The organism is Corynebacterium glutamicum ATCC 13032, from assembly GCF_000011325.1.
Lineage (GTDB): Bacteria > Actinomycetota > Actinomycetes > Mycobacteriales > Mycobacteriaceae > Corynebacterium > Corynebacterium glutamicum.
This window is the reverse complement of sequence record NC_003450.3, coordinates 933046-957668: the sequence shown is the minus strand read 5'-3', so window position 1 is coordinate 957668 and position 24623 is coordinate 933046. Positions and strand designations below refer to the sequence as shown.

Sequence of the window (24623 nt, the reverse complement as noted above, 5' to 3'; positions counted from 1 at the left end):
CCGAACCTACCGGAGTCCGAAAGTACCGCGGTCCGAAACTATCTGATGCGCATCTTGTACAATGAGGATGCGCGTATGCACATGCATACGCACACGCACACTCCTTGGACGCCGTAGCGAGCTTCCGGGCAGACGGTCGCAGACGTCGTCCCCCTGGCTCGTTTCCCCGCCCATCAAAAAATGAACGACCGCGGACTAGCTCGGATCAAGGCGACATCCCCTCAGCATCATGACGCGCTTGTGATGCAACTGAATATAGGAAGCTTAGAGATGACGCAACCAGGACAGACCACCACGACTTCGCACGAAGCGATCGATGCGTTCAAGAGAATCGTCGGCGACGAACATGTACTGACCTCTGAGCGTGCCACGATGCCATTCAGCAAAGGCTATCGATTCGGCGGAGGACCAGTCTTCGCCGTGGTGCGCCCCGGCACGCTGGTCGAGATGTGGCGGGCGCTGCAGGTATCCGTCGACAACAACCTCATCGTCATCCCGCAGGCATCGAACACGGGCCTGACTGGTGGATCCGGCCCCGGCTTCCAAGACTACGATCGCCCCATTGTGATCATCTCGACTCACCGCATCGATGAGGTGCACCTCATCAACGACGCGCGCGAGGCGATCTCGCTCGCGGGCACCCCGCTGACACACCTGACCGACGCGCTCGCCAAGCACCAGCGCGAGCCGCACTCGGTGATCGGGTCGACATCAATCGGCGCCTCGGTCATCGGCGGCATCGCGAACAACTCGGGCGGCAGCCAGATTCGCAAGGGTCCGGCATTCACGCGCGAAGCGATCTTCGCCCGCGTCAACGACGACGGCAAGGTCGAGCTGGTCAATCACCTGGGCATCTCGCTCGGAGACGACCCTGAGGTCGCACTCGACCGTCTACAGCGCGGCGAGTGGTCTCCCGAGGATGTCACCCCAGCTCCCGAAGACTCGAACGAGACCGAGTACGCCGAGCACTTGCGCAAGATCGTGCCTTCGCCTGCTCGCTACAATGCGAACCCCGAGTACCTGTTCGAGGCTTCCGGCTCGGCCGGCAAGCTGATGGTGTTCGCGGTGCGCACCCGCACCTTCCCTCGCGAAGTGCACCCGACCGTGTTTTACATCGGCACGAACAACACGCACGAGCTCGAAGAGATCCGTCGGTTGTTCCTCGAAGCCGACATGCCGCTGCCTATCTCTGGTGAGTACATGGGCCGCAGTGCCTTCGACTTGGCCGAGAAGTACGGCAAAGACACCTTCGTCTTCCTGAAGTTCATGAGTCCAGCGCTGCAGACGCGCATGTTCTCGTTCAAGACGTGGGCCAACGGCTTGTTCTCGAAGATTCCCGGCATTGGTCCGACCTTCGCCGACACGGTATCGCAAGCCATGTTCAGCGTGCTGCCCAACCAGCTGCCCAAGCGCATGATGGAGTACCGCAACCGTTTCGAGCATCACCTGCTGCTCACCGTCAGCGAGTCGCAGAAGGCCGCGAGCGAGAAGATGCTCAAGGAGTTCTTCGCAGAGCCCGAGCACACTGGTGAGTTCTTCATCTGCACGTCTGATGAAGAAAAGAGCGCGTCGCTCAACCGGTTCGGCGCGGCCAGTGCCGCCACTCGCTACGCCGCGTTGAAGCGCCGGCACATCGCAGGGCTCATCCCCATCGATGTGGCCCTGCGTCGCGACGATTGGAACTGGCTCGAGGTGCTGCCGGAGGAGATCGACGACCAGCTTGAGGTCAAGGCGTATTACGGGCACTTCTTCTGCCATGTGATGCACCAGGACTATGTCGCCAAGCAGGGCGTGGATCTCGAGGCGCTGCACGACCGCATCCAGCACCTGCTGGAGGAGCGCGGCGCGAAGCTGCCCGCCGAGCACAACTACGGTCGCATCTACAAGCTGCCGGAGTCCATGGAAGAGCACTTCAAGGAGCTCGATCCGACGAATACGTTCAACGCCGGTATCGGCGGCACGTCGCCGCACAAGGACTGGGCCTAAGTCCCCAAGGTAGCGCGACGCCGTGAGAGCCTGAGCGATGTCTTATCCATCTCGGGTGGACCTAGGGCTCGACTCCCTAGGTCCACCGGGACGGATGAGTCGAGACATCGGTCAGAGGCTGGGCAGGCCATAGAATCGCGTGGCGGCGAGGGCCACGCCCGGTCCGAGAACGGGTCATCGCCTCACGCCGTCAGCTGACCCGCGACGGCCGGCACACCGGCGAAATCCTCGCCACCGGCCACATCGACGAGCCCGGAGGCTATTGCTGAAACACATTGCCTGAACATATTGGTGGAGCTGAAGGTGTGTAGGTTCAGGACATCGTTCATAGGTGAGTCGGGACATCGTTCATAGTGGTCCGTGACGATGAGGGATGTCTAAAGCGGCTCTTCACAGATGAGGGTGTAGTTGAGGTCTGAATCCGCCGGAACTCGAGCAGGGATCTGGCGATGTAGTTGGTCAGGTTGCGGAAGCCCAGGGCCGAGCCGCGCAGGTGCTCCAGGCGTCCGTTGATCGCCTCTGTGGGGCCATTGCTGGTGCCAGGCCGCTCGAAGTAGGCCAGCACGTCGGTGGCGCGAGCCTTCAGGGTCCGACCGAGCTTGCGCAACTCGTCCAGCCCGGCGGGGACGTCTTGGCTGACGGCGTCGATGAGCGCCTCCATCGCCGCGCGGCCGAGGGATCGGTCCTTCTCGCGGTAGGCCGCGATCATCCGCTGGTAGATCCCCCAGGTTGCGCTCGTCAAGTTTTTGAGACAGCTTGATTGATTTTTCTTCTTACGCTGCTGCTAATCCATACTGCTGCTGATATGCGGTCAAAGCACTAGCCGGTGAGAGCCCCTGGTTATTGCTATGCGGGCGGCGCCGGTTGTGACCTGCCCCTCGATGTACTCCATCACCGCGGTTCGGTCCGACAGGTGATTCTCAAAATCATAGTGGTGATACATTTCGGTCTTCAAATGTGAGAAAAAATTCTCCGCGACTTCCGTTATCCCAACACACCCCGGTCAATCCCATGGATTGGGTGATCTTGTTGCCGGCGCACCATGTCTGGAACTGCTCGGAGGTGTATTGCGATCCTCTATCGGAGTGAAAAATTGCGCCTTCAGGATGAAGACACCCATGATCACGCGCCATAGCCAGCGCATTGATCACCAACGGTGTGCGCATATTAGAATCCATAGACCACCCCACCACCATCCGCGTAGCCAAATCGATCACGGTAGCCACATACAGCCACCCGGAACCCGTCTTTAAGTACGTAATGTCACCAACGAGCCTGGTCCCAGGCACGGTAGCGGTAAAGTCTCGTTTCCCGTGGCTATCGAGCATATGATTTTTAATATGCTCGGTCCGGGCAGAAAGGGTCACTGACCGTGGTGTTCTTCCAGGCCCGCATTCGTCTGACACGCACTCCTCATTCGTTCATAATTGATCCCACAGTCCCAGTAGAAACTTTGACACCACGCTGGTTGAGCAACGTGGTCAGCTGATCCCTGCCAGCCATCTGGTTGCTTTTTTCAAACTCCTGGGCAACCTCAGCCCTGAGTTCTAAATGCCTTATGGCTGTCGGAGTCAGACCCGCAGGCTTGGCCCACCGGTAATACGACGCTCTGGACACACCCAACTTTCTGCACATCCATGTAATGGGAAACGACGCCTTCTCTTGCTCGATGAACGCTGAGAGATCCTCTACAGGTGCTTCGGCTTCCAAAGAAGGCGCTGGCTTTTCCCCAAAACTCGTTTTCCCGTTTCAACGCGGCGTTCTCAGCCTGCAGGGCCTTGTATTTCGCCCATTCGACTGGGCCTGGTTCATCCACACCGGCGTCTGGATGCTCGGCCCTCCAGGTTCTTACCCACGCGCTCAGTGTTCCTTCTTTGATACCCAACTCGGTGGCCACTTCCTTGACCGAGCGCCCTGAGGATACGACGAGTTGCACAGCTCCTGCTTTGAATTCTTCGGTGAAGATGACGTGCGATTCGACATGGAACTAATTCTCCTAAACCCTGTCTCAAATCACCATACGGGCGCAGGGCATATCGCTGCCATGGCAGCCTTGCTGGGCAACCTCAAGCACACTGACCTAGAAGAGCTCCCCACCGATTACCAGGGGTGTCCTCCCATGTCCGCTGCGTTATGGAAGGCTACGGACCTACCCAGATCGAAAAGCTCTTACCTGCATACACACAGGTCAACACAGCCGGGAATAATCCAGCGACGACGCCTGAGCAAGATCTCCTCGGCGGAGCTGCAACCTCGCCGGAAAACTACGACCACCAGCTGCAGTACGCAGTCGACGCCAGTCCGGTGCATCAGAATGCGGCACAGGCACCGCCCTTCCTGATCATGCACGGCACTGGTGACCGGATGGTCCCTCCGGAGCAATCGGCTGCGCTGCACACCCATCTTGTGCAGGCTGGTCGGCAGTCCACCCTGGTACTCATTGAGGGCTTTGGCCACGGTTTCCTCAATCCCGGGGAAGTCGCGGAGCTGGGGCCAAACGTTCGACTAGACAATGGTCGGCTCGAGCGGGAGCCTCAGACAAATTTCAGCGCGCAGCAGAGTCCGGGAAACCCCTTTGAACTACAGGGACTTGCCGCCGACCATGAGATGATCAAGCGCTTTTTCACCCTGCACCTTCGCTAAGACTCTACCTTCACCCAACTCATCATCTACTGAAAGAAGGCTTCTGCTATGGCTACCACCAGCCTCCCCACGACGATTACACCGGATTCCGAGGAGACCGTAGAAAAGCGTCACTCCCTGACCCCGATCCTGGATTCACTTCCCTGCGAGTCAGTTCCCTATGCTCTGGCTGCAGGTGAGGGACAACAACACCAGCTTGGCCCCTACCATCTCACAGTTATGTCCCGTCCCGAAGACAACGGTGGAATATTTTCGCTGGCTCGTGTGAGCGCAGGCAAGACTCCCGCCACCCGGTTCTTCTCTGTCGCAGGACCGACGTTCCTCTACATGATGGAGGGGCGGTTGACTCTCTGGTTCGCTGATGGACGTCAAGAGATCATCGCTGGCGGCAGTGCCACCATTCCTACGAATACGCCCTGGTCCTTCGCCTGTGAGGGCCTAGTAAATTCAGCTCTAGTGTACTACTCATCCTCGAATGCATTCCTACACGCGGCAGAGAAACTTGGCACGTCCTCGTTCTCCCACACCTTCCGCGTCAGTGGCGAGGTCACAGGGATTCCCTACGAGGAACTGGAGGATTGCGGATTCACATTCTATGAGCGGGACCACCTTGCCGAGCTCGGGCCGCATTTCGATCGCCTCCCAGAAGATATGAAGGCGTTTGCCCTGAACGATGGTGAGGGGGACCGGCTTGAGCAGTTCGAGCAGATCAACAGCTTCGTCTGCCGTCCGAGACACACCGGAAATCAGTTCCTCGCTATGCAGACCAAGGGTGCCAAGACGCCTTATATACCTCGTCATTTCCACCGCCTTCACACCGAAAACTTCATCTGTCTGGACGGGCGCGTCAAACTGCACGTCAACGGTCAAGAGATCATCCTCTCCCGTGGGGATTACGTTCATGCCCCAGCCGGAACCATCCACTCTTTCGCCTTCGCAGGGCACAATACCCAGATGCTGGGAGTGCTCACCACAGAGGTATTCGAGAAGTTCTTTGACTACATAAACACTCCGACTAATGCTCGAGTTCAGCTGGAGGACGGGGGGAAGCCATTTTTTCCTGCTGAAGCATTCGCGAAAGTCCAAGCTGAACTCGATGTCGTGGTGGTCGGCCCCCCACGAATTAGTACCCTGGATGTTGTTACAAACTCGCGTTTCGAACCAATTAACAGAACTATCACCTATCGTGCGCTGGACGCTAACCAATAGTGAGTGAGCCGAAATCCCTGTTTGTAACAACACCATTAACCATCGTGTGGACTGATACTGGATTCCACCATCGCGGAAGGCGGTCTCGACAAACGCCTTAGACTCTTCAGGTTTTTCAGATTCTCATCATTGATAATCGTCACAAGCTCTGATTCTTTTCGATCTGTGATAAACGCCTACCACTCTTCGTCAATCTCACCGCTGGGTAGGTAAAGAACCGCCGAATTGCCTTGGAAGTCATCAAACGACATCAAAATATTTTGTAAGCGAAGGATCGTACCAAATAAGGCAATAAACTCTTTTTACTTTTCCTCAACTTCCTGAAAAGTCGCCGCCCTAGAATTCACTAAGTTTCCGATATCTTTAACCCATGCAGATCATTGATCTCTCTCATGCGTTCGCGCCCGGACAACCCCACTACCCTGGGGATCCAGATCAAGAAATTAAGACGGTCTCCACGATTGAAAACGATGGCTTTTTAATGCATCAATACAGACTTGTTGGTCCCTGGGGAACGCATGTAGATGCACCTGCACATTTCGATCCACAAGGTCGGACGCTTGATCAGATCCCTGTGGAGGAAACGCATTTACCCCTTTATTGCCTGAGGTTTTCTCGCCCCGATCTATGTACTGCTGCTGATATAGAAGCGTTTGAACATACACACGGGAAAATCGAACCAGGATCCTTCGTCGCACTCCACACTGGATGGGAATGGGGTAAACAAGGGATCGCACCCGGCTGGTCTATCGAGGCTTTAGAAATCCTCCATGCCCGTGGAGTCATTGCCATTGGCCACGATCTTCCCGATACAGATCCTTCACTGGAGGCACAGCGCTGGTGGCTGTGCCGTGACCATTGGCAGATTGAAAACCTCACCAATTTGGACAAGGTTCCTGCAACGGGTGCGATGATTGCTTGTCCTTGGCCAGTTCCAAAAGATGGTGCTAGTTTCCCAGTGCGTCCAATTGCTCTCGTCCCAGAGCACCTATCCCCTACTCGCTAAAGCGAACGGCAGCACCTTCTCTGAGGTCCGCTGCGCAATGCCATTTCCTGCAACTGTCACCGACCAGCCAGTATCAATAAGGTCTGTCACCAGCAAAATGGGACCGGGAACTAGTTGCAAGCCTTGCGACCAGTCCCATTGTTTCAATAGGGCTTCTACTCGGTATGCGGAATTCTGAGCCATGACTTCTTCAGCACCCGGCGCGGCGGGAAGTACACCCGCAAAGTTCATTCGTCCCACCGCTGCGATTGATTGAGCTACCTGGATGATCATCTCAGTTGATCCAAAGTTGGTATTGCCGAGAGCGACCACGTTGGCAGGCCGGTTGGTCCAATCCCAGTTTTTCAGCACTTCGATGATGCGTGCCATCCATGGATCATCAGAATAAGCTCCGCTGTCCAGCAGGGCCTTTAGTGCAGGTCCACGGGCAATGTCATTGAGTCGTCCCAGTGCTCGTCCTTCTTCTAGCCCTGCGATTTTTCCTCTGACACTAATGCCAGTCGGCCACATTTTTCGTGGGGCTATTTTCACTCCGGGTGTTTGAAGCTGTTGGTCCACTTTCAAAGTGATCGAGGCATCGGTGTCGAGCCCCCACGTTTTGCCCGTGCAATTGTCGCAGCGCCCGCACGGAGTAGTTGCCTCCACATCGTCTAGTTCTTTGCGGAGGTACAGCATGCGGCACTCAGTGGTGTTCTGGTAGTTCACCATGCTTTGCTGTTCAATTTTCCTTGCTTGTTCAAGTCCTGCGTAGCGTTCCGCATCGTAGATCCACTCTTGCCCGGTGGAGACCCATCCGCCACGTACACGTTTGACTGCGCCATCTACGTCTAGCACTTTAAGTACTTGTTCAAGGCGTGATCGGGAAAGATCTACTTGTGATTCCAATTTGACAGTGGATTGCGCCTCATCGGTTAACACCGCAAGCAGTTGGCGGACTACCTCTTCGCGTGGGAACGATACTGATGCAAAGTACTCCCAGATCTCTTTGTCTTCAGTTCCTGGCAGCAGGATGACATCGGCACGAGCGGTGCCGCGCCCGGCGCGACCAATCTGCTGGTAATAAGACACCGGTGAGCTGGGGCTGCCCATGTGCACAACAAATCCAAGGTCAGGTTTGTCAAAGCCCATTCCCAGTGCAGAGGTTGCTACTAGTGCTTTGATCTCGTTGTTGATCAAGGCATGTTCTAAACGTTCGCGCTCTCCTGCTTCGGTTCGACCGGTGTACGCGGCAACATTCCATCCAACAGAATTAAGTGCATCGGCAAGATCATGTGCAGCTGACACAGTGAGGCAGTAAATGATGCCCGAACCCGTCAGTTCTTTGAGGTGGGTGGCAAGCCAAGCTGGGCGTTCGGTGGGGTTGAGCAGGTTCACCACTGATAGGTAAAGGGATTCACGGTCTAGCCCACCACGAAGCAAACCTGTGCCATCTCCTAGTTGGGCACGGACATCTTCAACCACGCGGTCATTGGCGGTGGCTGTGGTTGCTAGCACGGGAATATTGGGCGCAAGTCCCGCTAACAGGTCGCGGATGCGGCGATAATCGGGGCGGAAATCGTGACCCCAGTCGGAAATACAGTGGGCTTCATCGACCACCACTAGGCCTGTTTCAGCTGCTAGTCGAGGCAAAATGGTGTCTCTAAAGTCTGGGTTGTTGAGGCGTTCAGGTGAAATTAACAGCACATCGGCGTCGCCTGAAACGACTTGTTGCTGGATGGTTTCCCATTCCGTCATATTGGCACTGTTGAGTGTCGCTGCCTTAATCCCGGCGCGTTCGGCGGACGCCACCTGGTTACGCATGAGGGCTAGTAGTGGAGAAATAATCACGGCTGCGCCCGCACCGCGTGCTCTTAACAGTTTGGCGGCGATGAAGTAGACGGCTGATTTACCCCAACCGGTCCTTTGCACCACCAGCATGCGTTTGCGTTGGTTTACCAATGCATCAATTGCTACCCATTGATCATCGCGGAGCTGTGCGCCAGGTCCGGCGATTCCAGCTAGTAAGTTGTTGGCTTCTTCCCTCGTTGCGTTCATGCCTTCCACCTAACACCACGGGGTGGACACACACTCCCCCGCCCCACCCCCGCCAACTAATAAGAGCAGGTCAATCAGATGTTTCTGATCAACCTGCTCGGTTCATGCTAAAGATGCTTTAGTTCTGCACTGGTGCCCATTCTGGGCCGGTTTCACCAAGTTCTGGATCGAGCTTAGCAATCAGCGGTGCTGGCTTCTCCAAGGTGGTGCCTGGCACAACGTCGATGCGCTGCCACTTAGCCAGCTGGGTCTTGTAGTCGCCCATGATTACTGGGTAGGTGTGCTCTGGATCTGGTAGCCCCACGCCGATTGGCTGGCGTGGTGATTCGTTGGTGACTTCCACGATCTGTGGTGTTGCAGCCCAGATTCCATCACGGCCCAAGGTCTCATGCACCTTTTGGGCGGTGTGTGGCAGGTATGGGGTCAGCATGGTGTTGCAGTCAGAAACAACCTGCAGCGCAGTCCACAGCACGGTGGCAAGACGCTCGCGCTTGGTGTCATCCTTGGCAAGCTTCCATGGTTCTTGCTCTGCGATGTAGGCGTTGGCCTCACCGACAACGTGCATGATTTCAGAGATACCGGCCTTGAACTTGGACTGATCCAGGTTCGCAGCAACGGATTCAAAGGCAGCGGTAGCAAGATCAAGGATCTTCTTGTCAGATTCTTCCAGTGCGCCAGGTACTGGTACTTCACCGAAGTTCTTGTGCGCCATGGATACAGTGCGGTTGACCAGGTTGCCCCAGCCGTTTGCCAGCTCGTTATTTACGCGGCGGACAAATTCATCCCAGGTGAAGTCGGTGTCGTTGTTTTCTGGGCCTGCGACAGCGATGAAGTATCGCAGCGCATCTGGGCCGAACTCCTTGAGGAAGTCCTTCACGTAGATGACAACGCCCTTGGATGAGGAGAACTTGGATCCAGACATAGTCAGGAACTCAGAGGAAACAACCTCAGTAGGCAGGTTCAGAACACCCAGGTCACCGATTTCTCCACCGCGGGAGCCCTTGCCTGCGTAGCCGAGAAGCTCCGCTGGCCAGATCTGGGAGTGGAAGGTGATGTTGTCTTTGCCCATGAAGTAGTAGGACTTGGTTTCTGGATCATTCCAGAAGGTGCGCCATGCTTCTGGGTCGCCGGAGCGGTAGGCCCATTCGATGGATGCGGACAAGTAGCCCACGACAGCGTCGAACCAGACGTAGAGCTTCTTGGCGTTGTTGTCTTGCCATCCTTCAACTGGGATTGGGATGCCCCAGTCGATATCGCGCGACATTGCGCGTGGGCGGATATCGTCCAGCAGGTTGAGCGAGAACTTCAACACGTTTGGACGCCAGTCTTCGCGTCCCTTCAGCCACTCGGTTAGTGCTTCAGCCAGTGCTGGCAGGTCGAGCAGGAAGTGTTCGGTCTCAACGAACTCTGGGGTTTCGCCGTTGATCTTGGACACCGGGTTGATCAGGTCCGCTGGATCGAGCTGGTTTCCGCAGTTGTCGCACTGGTCGCCACGAGCGCCGTCGGTGCCACAGATTGGGCAGGTGCCTTCAATGTAGCGGTCTGGCAGGGTACGGCCAGTGGATGGGGAAATCGCACCGAGGGTGGTTTCCTTGATCATGTAACCGTTGTCGTACAGACCACGGAACAGTTCCTGCACTACTGCGTAGTGGTTGGAGGTGGTGGTGCGGGTGAAAAGGTCATAGGACAGGCCCAGGCCGGTGAGGTCTTCGACGATCTGGCGGTTGTACTTATCCGCTAGGTCTTGAACGGTGACGCCTTCTTTGTCTGCTTGAACCAGAAGTGGCGTGCCGTGCTCATCGGTGCCGGACACCATGAGCACGTTGTTGCCAGACATTCGCTGGAACCTTGCGAACACATCGGAGGGGACACCAAACCCCGCCACATGTCCAATGTGACGGGGTCCGTTGGCATACGGCCAGGCAACAGATACGAGCACGTTCTTCGTCATGCGTACCACCTTAATTTATGCCCGGCCGGAAAGGGGTATCAGGGGTTAAAAATTGCCTATCGACGCTTCCCCGCGCCACTCGCCTTACGCTCCCTGCGTCGCTTTGCAGCCAGTTCACGCTTGCGGTGTTCATTGTGAACACGACGTTCACGGGCAAGGCGCGCGTTGAAGCGTTGCTGCTCACGGTACTCGAGGTAGATCACATCATTGCTTAAGTCCTTGACTAACGCAAACATCAATCCAATAACCACAAACAAGAATGGTGTTGCAGCCACGATGGTGACGTTTTGCAAGTTGCTCAAGGCATTGTCACCACCAGAAAGCAATAGCGTTAGTCCAATAGCTGCGGTAGCAACACCCCAGGCAGCTGTCACCCACTTGTTGGCTTCCAGCTGGCCGTGCTGACTCATGGTGCCCATGACGGTGGAAGCAGAGTCAGCAGAGGTAATGAAGAAAGTACCCAGCAAAATCATGGCGATGATGCCCATGATTTGCCCACCTGGAAGTGCATGAAGCAATCCAAAAAGCTGCTCTTCTGCTGCACCATCACCCCAAATGGATTCCCCATTTTGTTCGAAGACAATCGCAGTGCCACCAAAAATGGAGAACCATACGGTGGACACACCTGCTGGGACGAGCAACACGCCCAGGATGAACTCACGGATGGAGCGGCCACGGGAAATACGTGCCAAGAACATTCCTACGAATGGTGACCAAGAGATCCACCATGCCCAGTAGAAGATGGTCCAGCTACCTAGCCACTCACCTGCTGTGCCGTCGGCACTCATGGCAGTGCGGCCTGCCATTTGGAAGAAGTTGGACAGGTAGTTGCCAATAGAACCTGGCAGCAGGTTCAAAATCGACACGGTTGGTCCGACAACGAACACGAAAATCGCGAGCAGAGCTGCCAGAACCATGTTGGCGTTGGAGAGGTACTGGATTCCCTTGCCCACACCAGAAATAGCGGAGAAGATAAATGCCAGGGTCAAAACAGAAACAATGCCAACGATGGTCCAATCGCTTGGATCTTCAATGATGTTTGCTGCGGACAGGCCTGCACCAATCTGCAGGGCACCAAGGCCAAGGGAACATGCCGTGCCGAATACGGTGGCGATAATCGCCAGGATGTCGATGAGCTTGCCCAACCATCCTTCTGCACCTTTTTCACCAATGAGTGGCACGAATGCAGAGCTTAGAAGCTGTTTACGGCCCACTCGGAAGGTCGAATAGGCAATGGCTAGGCCCACAATTGCGTAGATAGCCCATGGATGCAAGGTCCAGTGGAACATTGTCGTGGACATAGCAACGCCAACATTGTGTTCATCATGTCCAGGTACACCATTGCGGTAGAAGGTTAAAGGTTCTGTGGTTCCGTAGAACATCAAACCAATACCCATACCTGCAGCAAACATCATGGAAATCCATGACACCGTGCGAAACTCTGGTGCTTCATCAATGCGGCCTAAGCGAATCGTGCCGAATTTACTAGCGGCGATAACAACGATAAAAAATACAAAGACTGTGCCAAACAAAATGAAGGCCCAGCCGAGATTGTCAACTACTGCTGACAACGCAGAACTAGCAAAGTTGGTAAAGCTATCTTTGAATCCGATACCCCACACCACTGTCGCTAGGACAATGACTAGGGCTGGAACGATGACTGACCAGTTAAGTGAGGCCTGGGTGTCTTCGCCTTCGAGGATAATTTCCTCTTCGGCGTCGGCCAGTTTCCCTTCCAGGTTAGTTGGATTCTCAAGCAAGCCCGCCAGTTCTTCGGTTGCGGTAATTTGCTCTGGCTGAGCATCCTCCACTATCGGTTTCGGATTTGGGTCAGATGTAGTCATAAAACTCACCTTTACTTGGGGAAACCTGGAAAGCAAACCGAAAAATGGGTTTCGTACCTAAACCGACCCGAACCTGACCTGGTCTTTTACATAGCTGTTACTTAAGTAAAGCCAGTAAGTCCCGTTTATGTTCACGGGAGCATCACAATGACATAACGATTAATTTTCCCTGGCAGAAATAACCGCATCGTAGAGTTCATTTTTGCTCACGCCATGGATTTTCGCGAGGTCTGCGCACACCGCTTTCAACCGCTCGCCGGAATCGACGCGCTGCTGGGCGGCGTCGATAAGCGAATCGACGTCGGCCGCGATATCGCCCGCGCCTTCGATGACAACGGTGATCTCGCCACGCACCCCATCTTGTGCCCATTCTGCCAACTCTGGCAAGGTTCCACGCTTTACCTGTTCGTAGGTTTTGGACAGTTCACGGCACACTGCTACGCGTCGTTCACCTAAAACTTCGGCAGCGTGAGCCAGGGTTTCTGCGATGCGGTGAGGAGATTCGAAGAAACATACCGCGCGCTTTTCGGTTTTCAACGACTCCAACCACGTGGTGCGCGCACCTTGTTTGCGCGGCGCGAAACCGTCGAAGGCAAAGCGGCCCACGTGAAGGCCCGACAATGCCAACGCAGTTGGCACAGCTGACGGCCCGGGGAAGCAGGTGACCGGAATGTTCGCGTCGTGGGCGGCGTCGATAAGCGCAAAACCCGGATCAGAAACCACAGGCATGCCGGCATCGCTGACCACCAGCACCGTGCCCGTGCGCGCTGCTTCAATAAGCTTGCCGACGCGCGCCTGTTCATTATGGTCAAAGTTCGAGACCAACTGCCCCTTAATTTCCACCCCCAACGCAGCAGCCAAGGACGCCGTCCTGCGGGTATCCTCCGCAGCTACCACAGTGGCGTTGGCAAGCGCGTGGACCAGGCGCGGAGACGCATCCCCAATGTTGCCGAGCGGAGTCGCCGCGATAATAATTCCAGTGGGCAAAGATAATTCAGCAACATGCATGCATCTAGCTTCCCACAAATGCGCGCCAAGGCTCTACAATCAACCGAGTGAGCCAAGCCCTACCTGTTCGTGACCAGGGGCGGGACCAGGGGATTTTCGCTGGTACTCTCCCGCCCGCACCGCCAAAGTTCAAGTGGACCCGCCTGGATACCTATACCTGGGCGATCATCGCGGTGTTTGCTTTAGTCACGCGTTTTACAGGTTTGAGCAGTGCAACCGCCTCAGGCACCCCAGTTTTTGATGAAAAACACTACGTCCCACAAGCCTGGGACATGGTCCGCTCCTGGATCAACCCCATCACCGGCGGCATTGAATCCAACCCCGGCTACGGACTCGTCGTTCACCCACCGTTGGCCAAACAACTTGAAGCACTCGGTGAATGGGTCTTCGGATACACCCCCCTCGGCTGGCGCATCATGGTCGCCATTTTCGGAACACTCACCATTTTCGCCATCATGGCAATCGCGCGGCGCCTCAGCGGATCCACCATGGTGACTTTCATCGCCGGAATTCTCGCGCTTGCCGACGGCGTCCTCCTCGTCTCATCACGCTTCGGCATGCTGGACATCTTCCTTGTTTTCTTCATCACCGCAGCAGCATGGGCATTGATCCGAGACCACCAACAAATGCACCAACGCCTCAACGATTTACTCCTCACCAACGGCCAAATCACCAAAGACTTTGGCCCCCGATTCGGCTTCCGATGGTGGCGTTTCACCACAGGTGTATTCCTTGGTCTCGCGCTCTCCGTCAAATGGTCCGGACTGTACTACATCGCATTCTTCGGCCTGACCAGCGTGTTCCTAGACTTGTGGCTGCGCAAACGCTACGGCGTCCGACGCTACGTCACCGGCACCCTAAAAAATGACGTCATCCCAGCGCTCGGCTCCTTGGTGATCATCCCTGCCCTGCTTTATATCTGGAGCTGGCGAGCCTGGTTCGCCTCCGAAACCTCCGTCTACCGCCACGCCAAAACAGACGGCACCATCACAGAAGACTCCATCCTGCAGCTCTTCCCTGAGTCAATTGCGGGCTGGATCCACTATCACATCAGCGTCCTGGAATTCCACGGCTCACTGACCACATCCTCAGGTCACAGCCACCCCTGGGATTCCAAGCCGTGGGCCTGGCTTGTCTCCGGTCGACCCATCCTCTACTTCTCCTCCACCGACATCTCCTGCGACGTTGGCGGCACCTGCCGACGCATGATCTACCTCTTCGGCACGCCCGCCATTTGGTGGCTGACAGTCCCAGTCATTCTGTGGGCGCTGTGGTCTTTCTTCGCACGTCGGAGTCGTGGCTATGTTGTCCCGCTGGTTGCTTTCGCCGCAGGATTTTTACCGTGGCTTGCAGCATACGACCGCCAAATGTACTTCTTCTACGCCACCGCCCTAGTTCCATTCACCATCATCATGTTGGCACTCGCCTGCGGTGAACTGTGGGGCCGTGGAAAAATGACCCCCACTGGCTTAACCCGCGGATCAATGGCAGTGGTCACCTACATTTCCCTCGTGGTGATGATGTTTCTCGCGTTTTCGCCACTGTTTTACGGATTTGTCATCCCAGATTATGTCTACGAATCCTTGATGTGGTTCCCAAGCTGGCGCTAACCTCCCCTTTTACCGCACCAGGTGACCGACGCAGCTCATTTCCTAGAGCGACTGGTCACCTGGTTTGGTTTTGAGAGCGGATAACCGTCCCATATGGCCGAAATTGATCGGCCGGAGGTTTTTCGGTCACCTGGTTTGGCATGCGCCTTGACTGGAGAAGGCGATTTAAGGGGTTGGACTTCCTCAAAGCAGGTTTGGGCATGGGTCGAGCGTATTTGGGCGCTTACAAGCGATTCTGGGAGCCCCTCATTTTGAGGCCAGTGGGTCAGGTGTGATTCCTGCGAGCTTGCTGATCAAGAACTCACCACAAACCTGTGGCCAGACCTTAAAATCGAACAGATTTTTGCATCGAATCGAACCAGAAGCGCAAAAATACACCACACGTCACCATTATCAAGTGATTTGTGGTGTATTTTCGCAATTTTGTTCCCCTACCCTTGAACCGACAACTAAGCGCTGTACTGAAACAGCACCTTCTCGCCATCAAGGATCCGAACAGACACCTCTTCCAAATCAAGATGCACTGTCAGCTCTTCACCTCCAAGACCGACGGACTTATAGGTCATCGCTTCATTAGCAATCTCAAGGACTTCGGTGTGCGCCTGATACAACCACGGGTGTTGCCTGCGCAGCGCGATCAGAGCCTTATAAATGTTTTCAATCCAGGTGCCCAGTGGAGAAAACTCGGCAGGAAGAGGTGGCCTAATGGCATCGTCACCGAAAACGTTATCCTCTTTCAATCCCGTAAAGCCCTGCTCATCGCCGTAGTAAATGCTTGGGGTTCCTCCGACCGTGAAGAGGATCGCTGCGGCCAGGATCGCATTTGATTGACCGATTCGGGTGGCAATGCGGGTGACGTCATGGTTACCAATGAATGTCTGCGGTACGAAAGTATCGAGGAATTCATTGTGGCGACTCAAAGTCCATTCGAGTTCAAAGAAATTGCGCTCTTTGATGCTGCTCCAAATGGCTTTCCACAGTTCGTATTCGGTAACGGAATCAATGCCGGAGCTTTTCACGTAGTCGGAGTAATCTCCATGGATCATCTCCCCCACGATCCATGCGTGTGGGTGTTTTCGTCGCACTTCTGGCAGGACTTTTTCCCAAAATTCAGGGGCGATGGCGTAGACAGCGTCGAGTCGCCAGCCTGCGATTCCGCGGTCGAGCCAGTGGTTCATGACATCGACAACCAGATCCACTACGGCGGGATTCGTGTGGTCGAGTTCCGCCAGGATGTCGTGGCCTTCAAATGACGCCCCGGTGGTCAGGTCGAGATATTTAGAGGAACTGGAAACATGATTGAAGACGCCGTCGAAAAGCACTCCAATGCCCCGCTGATTCGCAGCCTCCAGCAGCGCGTCCATGTCTTCCTCGGTGCCGAGGCGCGGGTCGATGCGGTAGAAATCGAGGGTGTCGTAGCCGTGGCTGACGGACTCGAATACCGGTCCCAGCATGAGGGCGTTGCAGCCTAGTTCGACAACATAATCCAGCCACCCAATTAGATTGGGGAGCCGATGTGTGACAGGTGCGGGGGCTTCAGGCCGGATGGGAGCACCCAAAGCGCCCAGGGGGTAGACGTGCCAGATGATCGCATGTTCAGCAAAACTCATGCCTCCCACCTTAGCCGGGCGCGGCGTTCAATGAGTTCCATGTGCGCCGCAAAATACCCGGTCCAGAACTATTCACCAACGCAAACGACAGCACAATCGTAGAAATCAACAGCAGACCAATGGACAGTCCCGTCTGTGAATCGGCGACGCCAAACACGAGATCGCGCGCAGCAAAACCAGCACTAAATGTCCACAACGTTCCAAAAATCGGGAGCATGCCCGCGATAATCCGCGGCTTCCACGCCGCAAATAACAGCCCCACAGAAAGAGCAATGCGGTAGGCAACGGCCTCCGCGAGCAGGCGCGAGGTGAGCGGGTCTTCTTGGACGCTTATCGACGCCGAATCCCCCAACATTGTGATACCCCAGGCGAGGTAAACCACACCCAGGATCACCAACAACACCCGCGATAGCAGGGATCCCACAACCTTGGCGTTGGCATGCCTGCGCCATTCTGGTTCCACCTCTGCCAGAATGATCTCTGATAGATCAGGCGGGGTCAGGGTGCGAGGTTCCGCGGCGCAAAAATTGAGCATCCGATTCAACTCAGCAGCACGGTTGTAGTAATTTCTGCACTCTTCACAATTAGCGAGGTGCGCTTCAATTACTGCATCATCCAAGCCTGTCGGCTCACCATCTAATTTGGCGGACAGCGCGGCTTGAATGGCACTACAGTCAACCACGCGTGAGCACCCCATCAACGCTGGCTCTACCAGAACCAAACACAACGATCACGAGCAAAGAAACAATGATGAGCAAGGGGAATTCGATGCCGTTCTCAACTGTGAAAAAGCCCGAACTCAAGTGCACAAAGTAAATAGCAGCGGCGATCAACAGCGCTAATGCACCAGCAACAAAGGTGGTGAGCAAACCAACCACTAGGAAGGCACCACCGAGCAGCTCAGAGATCGATGTGATCCACACCGAGAGCTTGGGTTGAGGCACTCCCCAGGCTGAAAATTGTCCTGTTGTCTTGGTAACTCCGGAGATGAACAGCTTTTCCCACCCGTGTGCCACAAAGATCACTCCGAGCACAGCGCGAAAAATCAGCAGAGCTGCATCCCTCACGACCGGTTTATCCATGGTTGACAGAGTACATCAGCCTTGCCCCTCGTTCTTATCGTGACGCTTAGTTGAGGCTACTTTGATCTCCTCAATTCATCATCAACCGTCACATTGCGTGCTGCTCTGAATCCCACAATCGACAACACTACTGTGCCCAAGGCCAAACCAACGAGGATCTCTGACCAGGAGCCAATCGCCTGGTAGATCGCTCCCACTGCCAATGGCCCAAGGGCTGCAAGAATGTAACCCACCGGCTGCACAAATCCAGACAAGCTTGCGGTAATTCTCGGATCTTTCGTACGCGCTGGAATCAGGGCGATAGCCATCGGGAAGCAGAGTCCACCTAAACCAAGAAGGAATGACCACAGGTACCAGCCTTGGGACGGCCACAGCCACGTTCCCACATAACCGAGGAACATCGATGCACCAAAGACCACGGGGAACCACACGAGGTTCTTATCCCTGGTCCTAGCGATTGCGACAGGCATGGTGAATCCACCAACAATGCCCATGATGCCCACAATCGACAATCCGATAGAGGCATGTGCGGGACTTACACCTGCATCGATAAAGATTTTGGGCAGCCATCCCATTTGGATATATGCGTTCATGGACTGCAAACCGAAGAACAGCATGATGAAGAATGCTGTTGGCGATGTCCAGATCTTTCCAGTCGAACCAGATTTCACAGTCTCGGCTGGGAAGTCATACTTCTTGTCCCACCACATGGGCAGCCAGATTGCCACCTGCAAAACGGCAGGAAGTGCCCAAATAAAGATTGCCCAGCGCCACGCATTCGATCCGCTAAACAGCAATGTGGACAACGGCCCCAAGGTAGATCCAACACCAAGCACGGTGGTGTACACCGTCATCAATGCGACAGTGCTTTTGCCACCGTGGAGTTTGATCCACGCCGGAAGCAAAATGTTGGCGACCGCAATTCCCATCACCACGAAGCCGGTGAGGAAGATAAATGCCCAAATGTTGCCGACCCATGGGCGGATTGACAACCCGATGAGTCCAACGATCATTCCGGATGTAAGTGCACCACTGAGTCCGATTTTCTTCGCTAAAGGCACAGCAGCCACACCAAAAATGCCGAAGGCGATTCCTGGTATGGCTGTGATAATTCCTGCGGTTGATCCGGACGCCCCAAAATCATGGACGAGATCATCAAGCACTGCGCCGACCGACACGATGGCTGAGCGCAAATTAAAAGCTGCCACGAGGACAGCTAGAAAGGTAAAGACTTTTAGTTTTGGGGAGGTTCCGGACATAGTCCGAAACCTTACCCTGTGGCTAGCTCACGCGACGCTGACCCAGGTGTCGAATGTTTCGACGTGGCTCCTCGTAGTAAGGTTCCTCCGGCATTGCCACCGTTGGGAGGCCTTCGAAATCTGGCGATTCATCATCAAGCTCGAGGACAACTGCACCTGGACGACGCAAACGGGAAGGAAGGTCTTCAGAGTTTCGTACACCCATCCGGGAGCGGCGGAGCCTGCGGATTCGACGAGCGCGAAGAGCATTCTCCTCACGAACCTGACTGCGCAGAGCCATCAGGTACAATGCGGTCGCAGCCAATGCTACTGCTGGCAGTCCCCAGACCCAACCGCCAAAGACGAATCCGAGAATTACAGAGATAACGACTGTGGCTGCAAGACCCAACAGGGTGCGCTGGCGGCGAACATACTGGGAGGCAGCGAACTCACGGTCAGCCTCTGGGTCGTAGTAGCCACGGCCACGTCGACGCTGTGCAAAGGCAACATCTTCTTCAGTCAGCTCATCGTCTGCATCAAATTCTTCGACCTCAGGCTGCTGCTCAGGCTGGTGTTCCTGGAAGTCCTCATATGCACGAGCCCTTGCAGCTGGGTGCAAGTGATCAAGCGGGGTGTCGTAGGAATCATCTAGCTCGTAATGATCTTCCACATTCCACTCTTGTGAAACTTCTACGACGGGAGCAGGCTCAACGTAGTCATCAGTTTCTAGAGAAACTTCGATGTCTTCTTCAAGCTCTACATCGGTGTCGAGATCTTCCTCGACGGGTTCCTCTTTGCGTGGTCGGAAAATGCTGGGAGAATCGACGATCTCATAATCATCATCCACATCATCTGTATCTTCCTCATCGTCTAGCTGAGCAGAACTCAAGCCAGGGCGACGAGGAGACGGAATGTTGCTTCCGCCTTCAGAGATAACGCGGGTGTCGTCGAATGCTTCTCCAGCCTTAGCAATGGGCTTTTGGCCTCGAAGAAGTAGCGGTGCGAGCACAACAAGCCACACCACCACAATCAGGCCGATCACAAGGATTCCGGACACGTGGAGCACCTAACCTTCCCGTACGGGTGCAAAATTTAAATCTGAACTTGAGGGTATCGGCAATCTCACACCCCTCTTGGGTGCCACGCCGAAAAATTTCTTCGCATTAGTAATCATCGGCGCAATCGTCCCTCTCTAGTGAGACGTTCCACCGCGGTTATTGAATACTCATCCGCCAGCAATGCCACAAAATGGTGATCCATCCATTGTCCATCAATATGCAGATTTCTAATGAGATAGCCTTCTGGGCGGAAACCGCTGTGTCCGAGCACCTTCCCGGATGCTGGGTTGCTGGGTAGATAGGTGGCGGTGAGGCGATGCAGACCTATGCGTCGAAAAGCATGATCCACGCCGAGCGCGCAGGCGGCCGTAGCGATACCGCGCCCCGTCACCGCGCTGGAAACCCAATAGCCAATCCAGGCATCGGAGATGCCGCCGTGCTGGATGTTGCCGATAGTCAACTGCCCCACGAACCGGCCATCCAACTCGATGACCATGGGAACCACGGTGCCTTTTCGCGCAGCGCGCATCAAATAGGTGATGTTATCCCACCAGGACAACCGCGAATGCGCTTCACTCCAGGACGTGGGAACCGTGGGCTCCACGGGCTTGAGGAATTCCTTATCGCGCATGCGTAAATCCGACCATGCGCGGAAATCACGGCGCTTCAAGGGCCTCAAACGTAGCCTGCCGCCATCCGGCAAAATGACCGTTTGCGTTGACTCTGGCCAGCCGGGGTGTCGAAAATGCGTCGGACCTGACGGTGCATTACGCATCGAACTATCGACCTTGGGCAAGGAAGATCACGTCCACGACATCTCCCGGTCGGATTTCTGTGACATCTTCTGGAATGCGGATCATACCGTTTGCTTCGGACAATCCTGCCAATAGGTGCGATGGTGCGCCCGTTGCACCACCCAAAGCCTCCACGAGGTAGTCCTGGGTTTCTGCATCGCGCATGAGCCTGGACCTGATGAAACCTTTTCGACCCGCCACAGACACAACGTGGTTGAGCGCTCGAGCTCGAACAACCCGGCGCGCCGCATTGCTCTTGCCCAGGCTCATGCGCACGACCGGGCGGACGAAGGTTTCAAAAATAACTAACGACGCCACCGGATTGGAAGGCAGAAGGAAGCATGGAATCTTGTTCTCGCCGAGCAGACCGAATCCTTGGACAGAACCGGGGTGCATTGCGACGCGTTCGGTGTCGATATCGCCTAGCTCGTTGAGAACCTGGCGCACGCCAGCTGAACCAGCACCGCCAACAGCTCCGGTGATGACGATGATTTCCGAGCGCAGCATCTGGGATTCAATGATCTCTTTGATGCGACGAGGTTCACCGGCAGCAATGCCGTAGCGGTACACATCTGCGCCCGCTTCCCTACCGGCGGCAGCCAGAGAATAGGAATTGACATCATAAACCTGGCCGAGGCCTGGCTGGCGATCAATATCAACAAGTTCAGCGCCTACGGAGATAACCGACATGCGTGGGCGTGGGTACACCAACACTTTGGAGCGACCAACAGCTGCGAGCAAACCAATTTGGGCAGGGCCTAAGACCGCGCCGGCGCTGACTGCGATGTCTCCCGGTTGGATGTCATCGCCTTCTTTGCGCACAAACTCGCCAGAGCGCACAGGTCGCTGCGCGGTTACTCGTTTGCGGCCACGATCTGACCACGCCATGGGCAGCACCGCATCCGCAAGCATCGGCAGTGGCGCACCGGTGTGGACCATGACTGCTTGTTTAGGCTGCAGGCGCAACGGCTGCTGAGAACCCGCAGCTACTTCACCCACCACGGGCAGGGATTTTTCCGGAGGAGCAACCGGCAGTTGCTGGCTAAGCGACTTCTCGCCGCCGACATCGACTGCTCGAACCGCATAACCATCAATCGCTGCTTGCGCGAAACCCGGCAAAGCACGACTAGCTTGAACCTCTTCCGCGCACATCAAACCCAGTGCCTCTGCAATAGCAATACGCACTGGCTCTGGAGCTACCGCTGCCTCGGTGACAATGGATAGCTGTTGCTCGACTGATCGCACTACGGACCTCCTAATCGGAACCAGGCAGCTATTTTACTTGAGAATCGTCTGCAATACGTTCCGCAGCTTCATGTTCAGCCAAAATCTGTTTGATTGCATCTTTTAGCTGCGCACCATAAACAGGGTGGGACAGACCGAAATCAACACACGCCGGAATGTACCCGCCAGGGTTGCCAAGATCGTGGCGTTTGCCCTGGTGAATGACGATATGGACCGGATGGCCTTCGTCGATAAGCAAATCAATCGCGTCGGTGAGCTGCAACTCGCCGCCAGCGCCTGGTGTGATGCGGCGCAGGGCGTCAAAGATTTTTCGGTCAAGCAGGTAGCGGCCAGTCGCGGCGAGGCGTGATGGCGCGTCTTCGATGGCTGGTTTTTCCACCATGCCCTTGACCTTTTTGACATCGGAATCTTTGGTGTCAGCTTCGATTTCAAAGATGCCATACTTAGAAACGTCAGCTTCAGAAACCTCAACTGCACAAAGGACAGATCCACCGAACTCTGCTCGGACCTGAGCCATGCGCTCCATAACACCGGTTGGCAACACGAGATCGTCCGGCAACATCACCGCTACGACATCTTCATCATCATCCAACACAGACTCAGCCAAACCAACAGCATGACCTAGCCCCAGCGGCTTGTCCTGGGTTACTGGAACTGCCTTGATTAAATCGGCGGCGCGGCGGATTATCTCCACCTGGTCAGTCTTGCCACGCTCCATCAGCGTTTCTTCCAATTCAGAAGAACGCTCAAAGTGTGCAAGTACCCCAGCTTTGTTTGGCGCAGTGATGATCGCCAGCCTGGTCGCACCAAGTTCGGCAGCCTCAGCAGCAATCAGCTCAATACCTGGGGTATCGACAACCGGCAGCAACTCCTTGGGTACGGTTTTGGTGGCCGGAAGGAATCGGGTTCCCAGTCCTGCAGCAGGCACTACGACGGTTTTAACCGCGTTCACGTGCTCATCGATAGGCAAACTCATGGAACCAAGAGTACCTGCCCCCGCAACCCCAATCGTCGTACCCCTCCGAAAATAACGGTTATCCTTAGATTTATGAGCCAAACTAAGCAGGAACTGCGCACGAAGCTTCGGGAAGCGCGCACCAATATGGATGAGGCTTCTCGCACGCGAGAAAACGCAGCCATCATTGCCAACGTTTCTTATTACATCCGCTCAAAGCAGCCAAAAAGGATTGCCGCTTACGTGCCGGTGCGTACCGAACCTGGTGGGCGATTGCTTCTCGACGCCCTCCACGCCGAAACTTCCGCGCTTATTTTGCCAGTCTCCCTCGAGGATCGACGCCTCGACTGGGCTCTTTATGAAGGCCCAACCAGCCTTGTTCCTGGCGCATTTGGCATCCAGGAACCCGGTGGCACTCGCCTTGGACCTGAAGCTCTCAACTTCTGCGACCTTGTCATCGCCCCCGCACTGGCATGCACCCCCAGTGGAATCAGGCTAGGTAAAGGTGGCGGTTTCTACGACCGCGCTCTAGCCACCGGAGTCAAGGCTGACGTGATTACTTTGCTCTTCAACGGAGAAATCCGCGACGATATCGAAGTGGAAGAACATGATCTTCCCGTCAACGTCATAATTACCCCCGCAGGTGTTCGGAACCTAGGAGCCTAAAAAACAGTCCAACCACTATATGGACTTAAAAAAGACATTCACCACCCCGAGTTGGCACCGCACCCTAGTTTTAAGAAGAATAATCGCCTTCATCCTGATCGGGATTGCAGGACTGCTGATGGCACATTCTTGGCTCAAGAAGGATCCAACTGCCGTTGTCATAGTGCAAGAAATTCCTGCTGGCACCAAGGTTGAGGCCTCTGACCTTGGACTTCAGGCAATCCCTACTTCCCTACTGCCCAGCACCTCCTACGATTCGATTGACGATGTAGTTGGGCTCGTTGCGGCCTCCACATTAAGTTCCGGGGAAATAGCCACAAAGCCTCGATTCGTGGGCACCGAATTGATAAACTCCATTGCGACAAACGTCACTGATAGCTCTTTGGTGGAAGAAATTAACATGGTTCCACTCAGTTTGGCTGAACCTTCCGTCATCCCCCTACTGCAGCATGGGGACACCATTTCGGTTGTTTCCCAAGACCCAGACACCGGTCTCCCAGAGAACATTGCTGCAGGTGGAACAGTAATTCTGGCGGGTGGTACAGACCCCTCAACCATCTTGATTGCGCTTCCACAATCAATCGCTGAAAAGGTTGCAGCACAATCGCTCAATACCCCTCTGGCGGTAGTCCTGACCGGAGACAGAGCAGATAATTACACAACCGAAGAATAGTTCCCTATTCA

20 protein-coding genes and 2 pseudogenes are annotated in these 24623 nt (G+C 55.2%); 7 read left to right on the top strand and 15 right to left on the bottom strand.

The annotated features are described in order from the left end of the window. Positions 1 to 270 precede the first annotated feature (270 nt). Positions 271 to 1986, top strand: coding sequence for a D-lactate dehydrogenase (gene dld, locus CGL_RS04525; RefSeq protein ID WP_011013960.1), 1716 nt, complete (start codon positions 271 to 273; stop codon positions 1984 to 1986). A gap of 390 nt (positions 1987 to 2376) precedes the next feature. Here the strand turns inward: dld and CGL_RS04520 are convergent. Beyond that, positions 2377 to 2719: pseudogene (locus CGL_RS04520) on the bottom strand (transposase); the annotation flags it as partial. A 40-nt stretch (positions 2720 to 2759) separates the two neighbouring features. Next, positions 2760 to 3952, bottom strand: a pseudogene (locus CGL_RS04515) (IS3 family transposase). Positions 3953 to 4095: 143 nt separating this feature from the next. Here CGL_RS04515 and CGL_RS04510 point away from each other — a divergent pair. Further along, a complete protein-coding gene (locus CGL_RS04510) occupies positions 4096 to 4629 on the top strand; it encodes a prolyl oligopeptidase family serine peptidase (protein ID WP_011265646.1) in 534 nt (177 codons plus the stop codon). A gap of 48 nt (positions 4630 to 4677) precedes the next feature. Next, on the top strand, positions 4678 to 5838 hold the full coding sequence (locus CGL_RS04505) for a cupin domain-containing protein (protein ID WP_011013955.1): 1161 nt from the start codon (positions 4678 to 4680) through the stop codon (positions 5836 to 5838). Between the two features lie 176 nt (positions 5839 to 6014). Here CGL_RS04505 and CGL_RS15620 read toward each other — a convergent pair whose 3' ends face one another. Further along, a complete protein-coding gene (locus CGL_RS15620; protein WP_326998608.1) occupies positions 6015 to 6113 on the bottom strand; it encodes a hypothetical protein in 99 nt (32 codons plus the stop codon). 95 nt (positions 6114 to 6208) lie between these two features. Between CGL_RS15620 and CGL_RS04495 the strand changes: the two genes are divergently transcribed. Then, positions 6209 to 6844: a cyclase family protein gene (locus CGL_RS04495; protein ID WP_011013954.1), complete on the top strand. Its 636-nt coding sequence runs from the start codon at positions 6209 to 6211 to the stop codon at positions 6842 to 6844. Here the strand turns inward: CGL_RS04495 and CGL_RS04490 are convergent. The 4 genes from CGL_RS04490 to rsmI all read right to left on the bottom strand — a co-directional run bounded on the left by CGL_RS04490 (position 6827) and on the right by rsmI (position 13681). Then, positions 6827 to 8878 carry a RecQ family ATP-dependent DNA helicase gene (locus CGL_RS04490; RefSeq protein ID WP_011013953.1) on the bottom strand — a complete coding sequence of 684 codons (2052 nt, stop codon included), beginning with the start codon at positions 8876 to 8878 and terminating at the stop codon, positions 6827 to 6829. The genes CGL_RS04495 and CGL_RS04490 overlap by 18 nt on opposite strands. A 118-nt stretch (positions 8879 to 8996) precedes the next feature. Continuing rightward, positions 8997 to 10829, bottom strand: a complete 1833-nt coding sequence (metG, locus tag CGL_RS04485; protein ID WP_011013952.1) for a methionine--tRNA ligase — start codon at positions 10827 to 10829, stop codon at positions 8997 to 8999. A gap of 56 nt (positions 10830 to 10885) precedes the next feature. Then, positions 10886 to 12673, bottom strand: coding sequence for a glycine betaine transporter BetP (betP, locus tag CGL_RS04480; protein WP_011265645.1), 1788 nt, complete (start codon positions 12671 to 12673; stop codon positions 10886 to 10888). 159 nt (positions 12674 to 12832) lie between these two features. Continuing rightward, entirely contained in the window at positions 12833 to 13681 is an 849-nt protein-coding gene (rsmI, locus tag CGL_RS04475; RefSeq protein ID WP_011013950.1) for a 16S rRNA (cytidine(1402)-2'-O)-methyltransferase, read from the bottom strand. A gap of 47 nt (positions 13682 to 13728) precedes the next feature. Here rsmI and CGL_RS04470 point away from each other — a divergent pair, with 47 nt between their 5' ends. Continuing rightward, positions 13729 to 15291: a dolichyl-phosphate-mannose--protein mannosyltransferase gene (locus CGL_RS04470; protein WP_011013949.1), complete on the top strand. Its 1563-nt coding sequence runs from the start codon at positions 13729 to 13731 to the stop codon at positions 15289 to 15291. A gap of 449 nt (positions 15292 to 15740) precedes the next feature. Here CGL_RS04470 and CGL_RS04465 read toward each other — a convergent pair whose 3' ends face one another. The 8 genes from CGL_RS04465 to CGL_RS04430 form a co-directional block, all read right to left on the bottom strand. Then, positions 15741 to 16901 carry an alpha-amylase family protein gene (locus tag CGL_RS04465; RefSeq protein ID WP_011013948.1) on the bottom strand — a complete coding sequence of 387 codons (1161 nt, stop codon included), beginning with the start codon at positions 16899 to 16901 and terminating at the stop codon, positions 15741 to 15743. Between the two features lie 10 nt (positions 16902 to 16911). Beyond that, a complete protein-coding gene (locus tag CGL_RS04460) occupies positions 16912 to 17583 on the bottom strand; it encodes a zf-HC2 domain-containing protein (RefSeq protein WP_003858471.1) in 672 nt (223 codons plus the stop codon). Then, positions 17576 to 17983, bottom strand: coding sequence for a DoxX family protein (locus CGL_RS04455; protein ID WP_011013947.1), 408 nt, complete (start codon positions 17981 to 17983; stop codon positions 17576 to 17578). Before CGL_RS04455 ends, CGL_RS04460 begins: the two co-directional genes overlap by 8 nt. A 56-nt stretch (positions 17984 to 18039) precedes the next feature. Then, complete coding sequence (locus CGL_RS04450; protein WP_011013946.1) at positions 18040 to 19242, bottom strand: CynX/NimT family MFS transporter; 1203 nt, start codon at positions 19240 to 19242, stop codon at positions 18040 to 18042. Between the two features lie 22 nt (positions 19243 to 19264). Beyond that, positions 19265 to 20278 (bottom strand): divisome protein SepX/GlpR, encoded by a 1014-nt coding sequence (glpR, locus tag CGL_RS04445; RefSeq protein ID WP_003858464.1) that lies wholly within the window; start codon positions 20276 to 20278, stop codon positions 19265 to 19267. A 113-nt stretch (positions 20279 to 20391) separates the two neighbouring features. Then, the gene (locus tag CGL_RS04440; RefSeq protein ID WP_011265642.1) at positions 20392 to 21054 is read right to left on the bottom strand and encodes a GNAT family N-acetyltransferase; all 663 of its coding nucleotides are present in this window, start codon (positions 21052 to 21054) and stop codon (positions 20392 to 20394) included. 4 nt (positions 21055 to 21058) lie between these two features. Beyond that, positions 21059 to 22318, bottom strand: a complete 1260-nt coding sequence (gene glp / locus CGL_RS04435; RefSeq protein WP_003858461.1) for a molybdotransferase-like divisome protein Glp — start codon at positions 22316 to 22318, stop codon at positions 21059 to 21061. A 28-nt stretch (positions 22319 to 22346) separates the two neighbouring features. Continuing rightward, the gene (locus CGL_RS04430) at positions 22347 to 23294 is read right to left on the bottom strand and encodes a UTP--glucose-1-phosphate uridylyltransferase (RefSeq protein ID WP_003858460.1); all 948 of its coding nucleotides are present in this window, start codon (positions 23292 to 23294) and stop codon (positions 22347 to 22349) included. 72 nt (positions 23295 to 23366) lie between these two features. On the opposite strand from CGL_RS04430, the gene CGL_RS04425 reads away from it, so the two are divergent. Together CGL_RS04425 and CGL_RS04420 are read left to right on the top strand one after the other, a co-directional pair. Beyond that, a complete protein-coding gene (locus CGL_RS04425) occupies positions 23367 to 23939 on the top strand; it encodes a 5-formyltetrahydrofolate cyclo-ligase (protein ID WP_011013945.1) in 573 nt (190 codons plus the stop codon). 118 nt (positions 23940 to 24057) lie between these two features. Continuing rightward, a complete protein-coding gene (locus CGL_RS04420; RefSeq protein ID WP_011013944.1) occupies positions 24058 to 24612 on the top strand; it encodes an SAF domain-containing protein in 555 nt (184 codons plus the stop codon). The last annotated feature ends 11 nt before the right edge of the window (positions 24613 to 24623 follow it).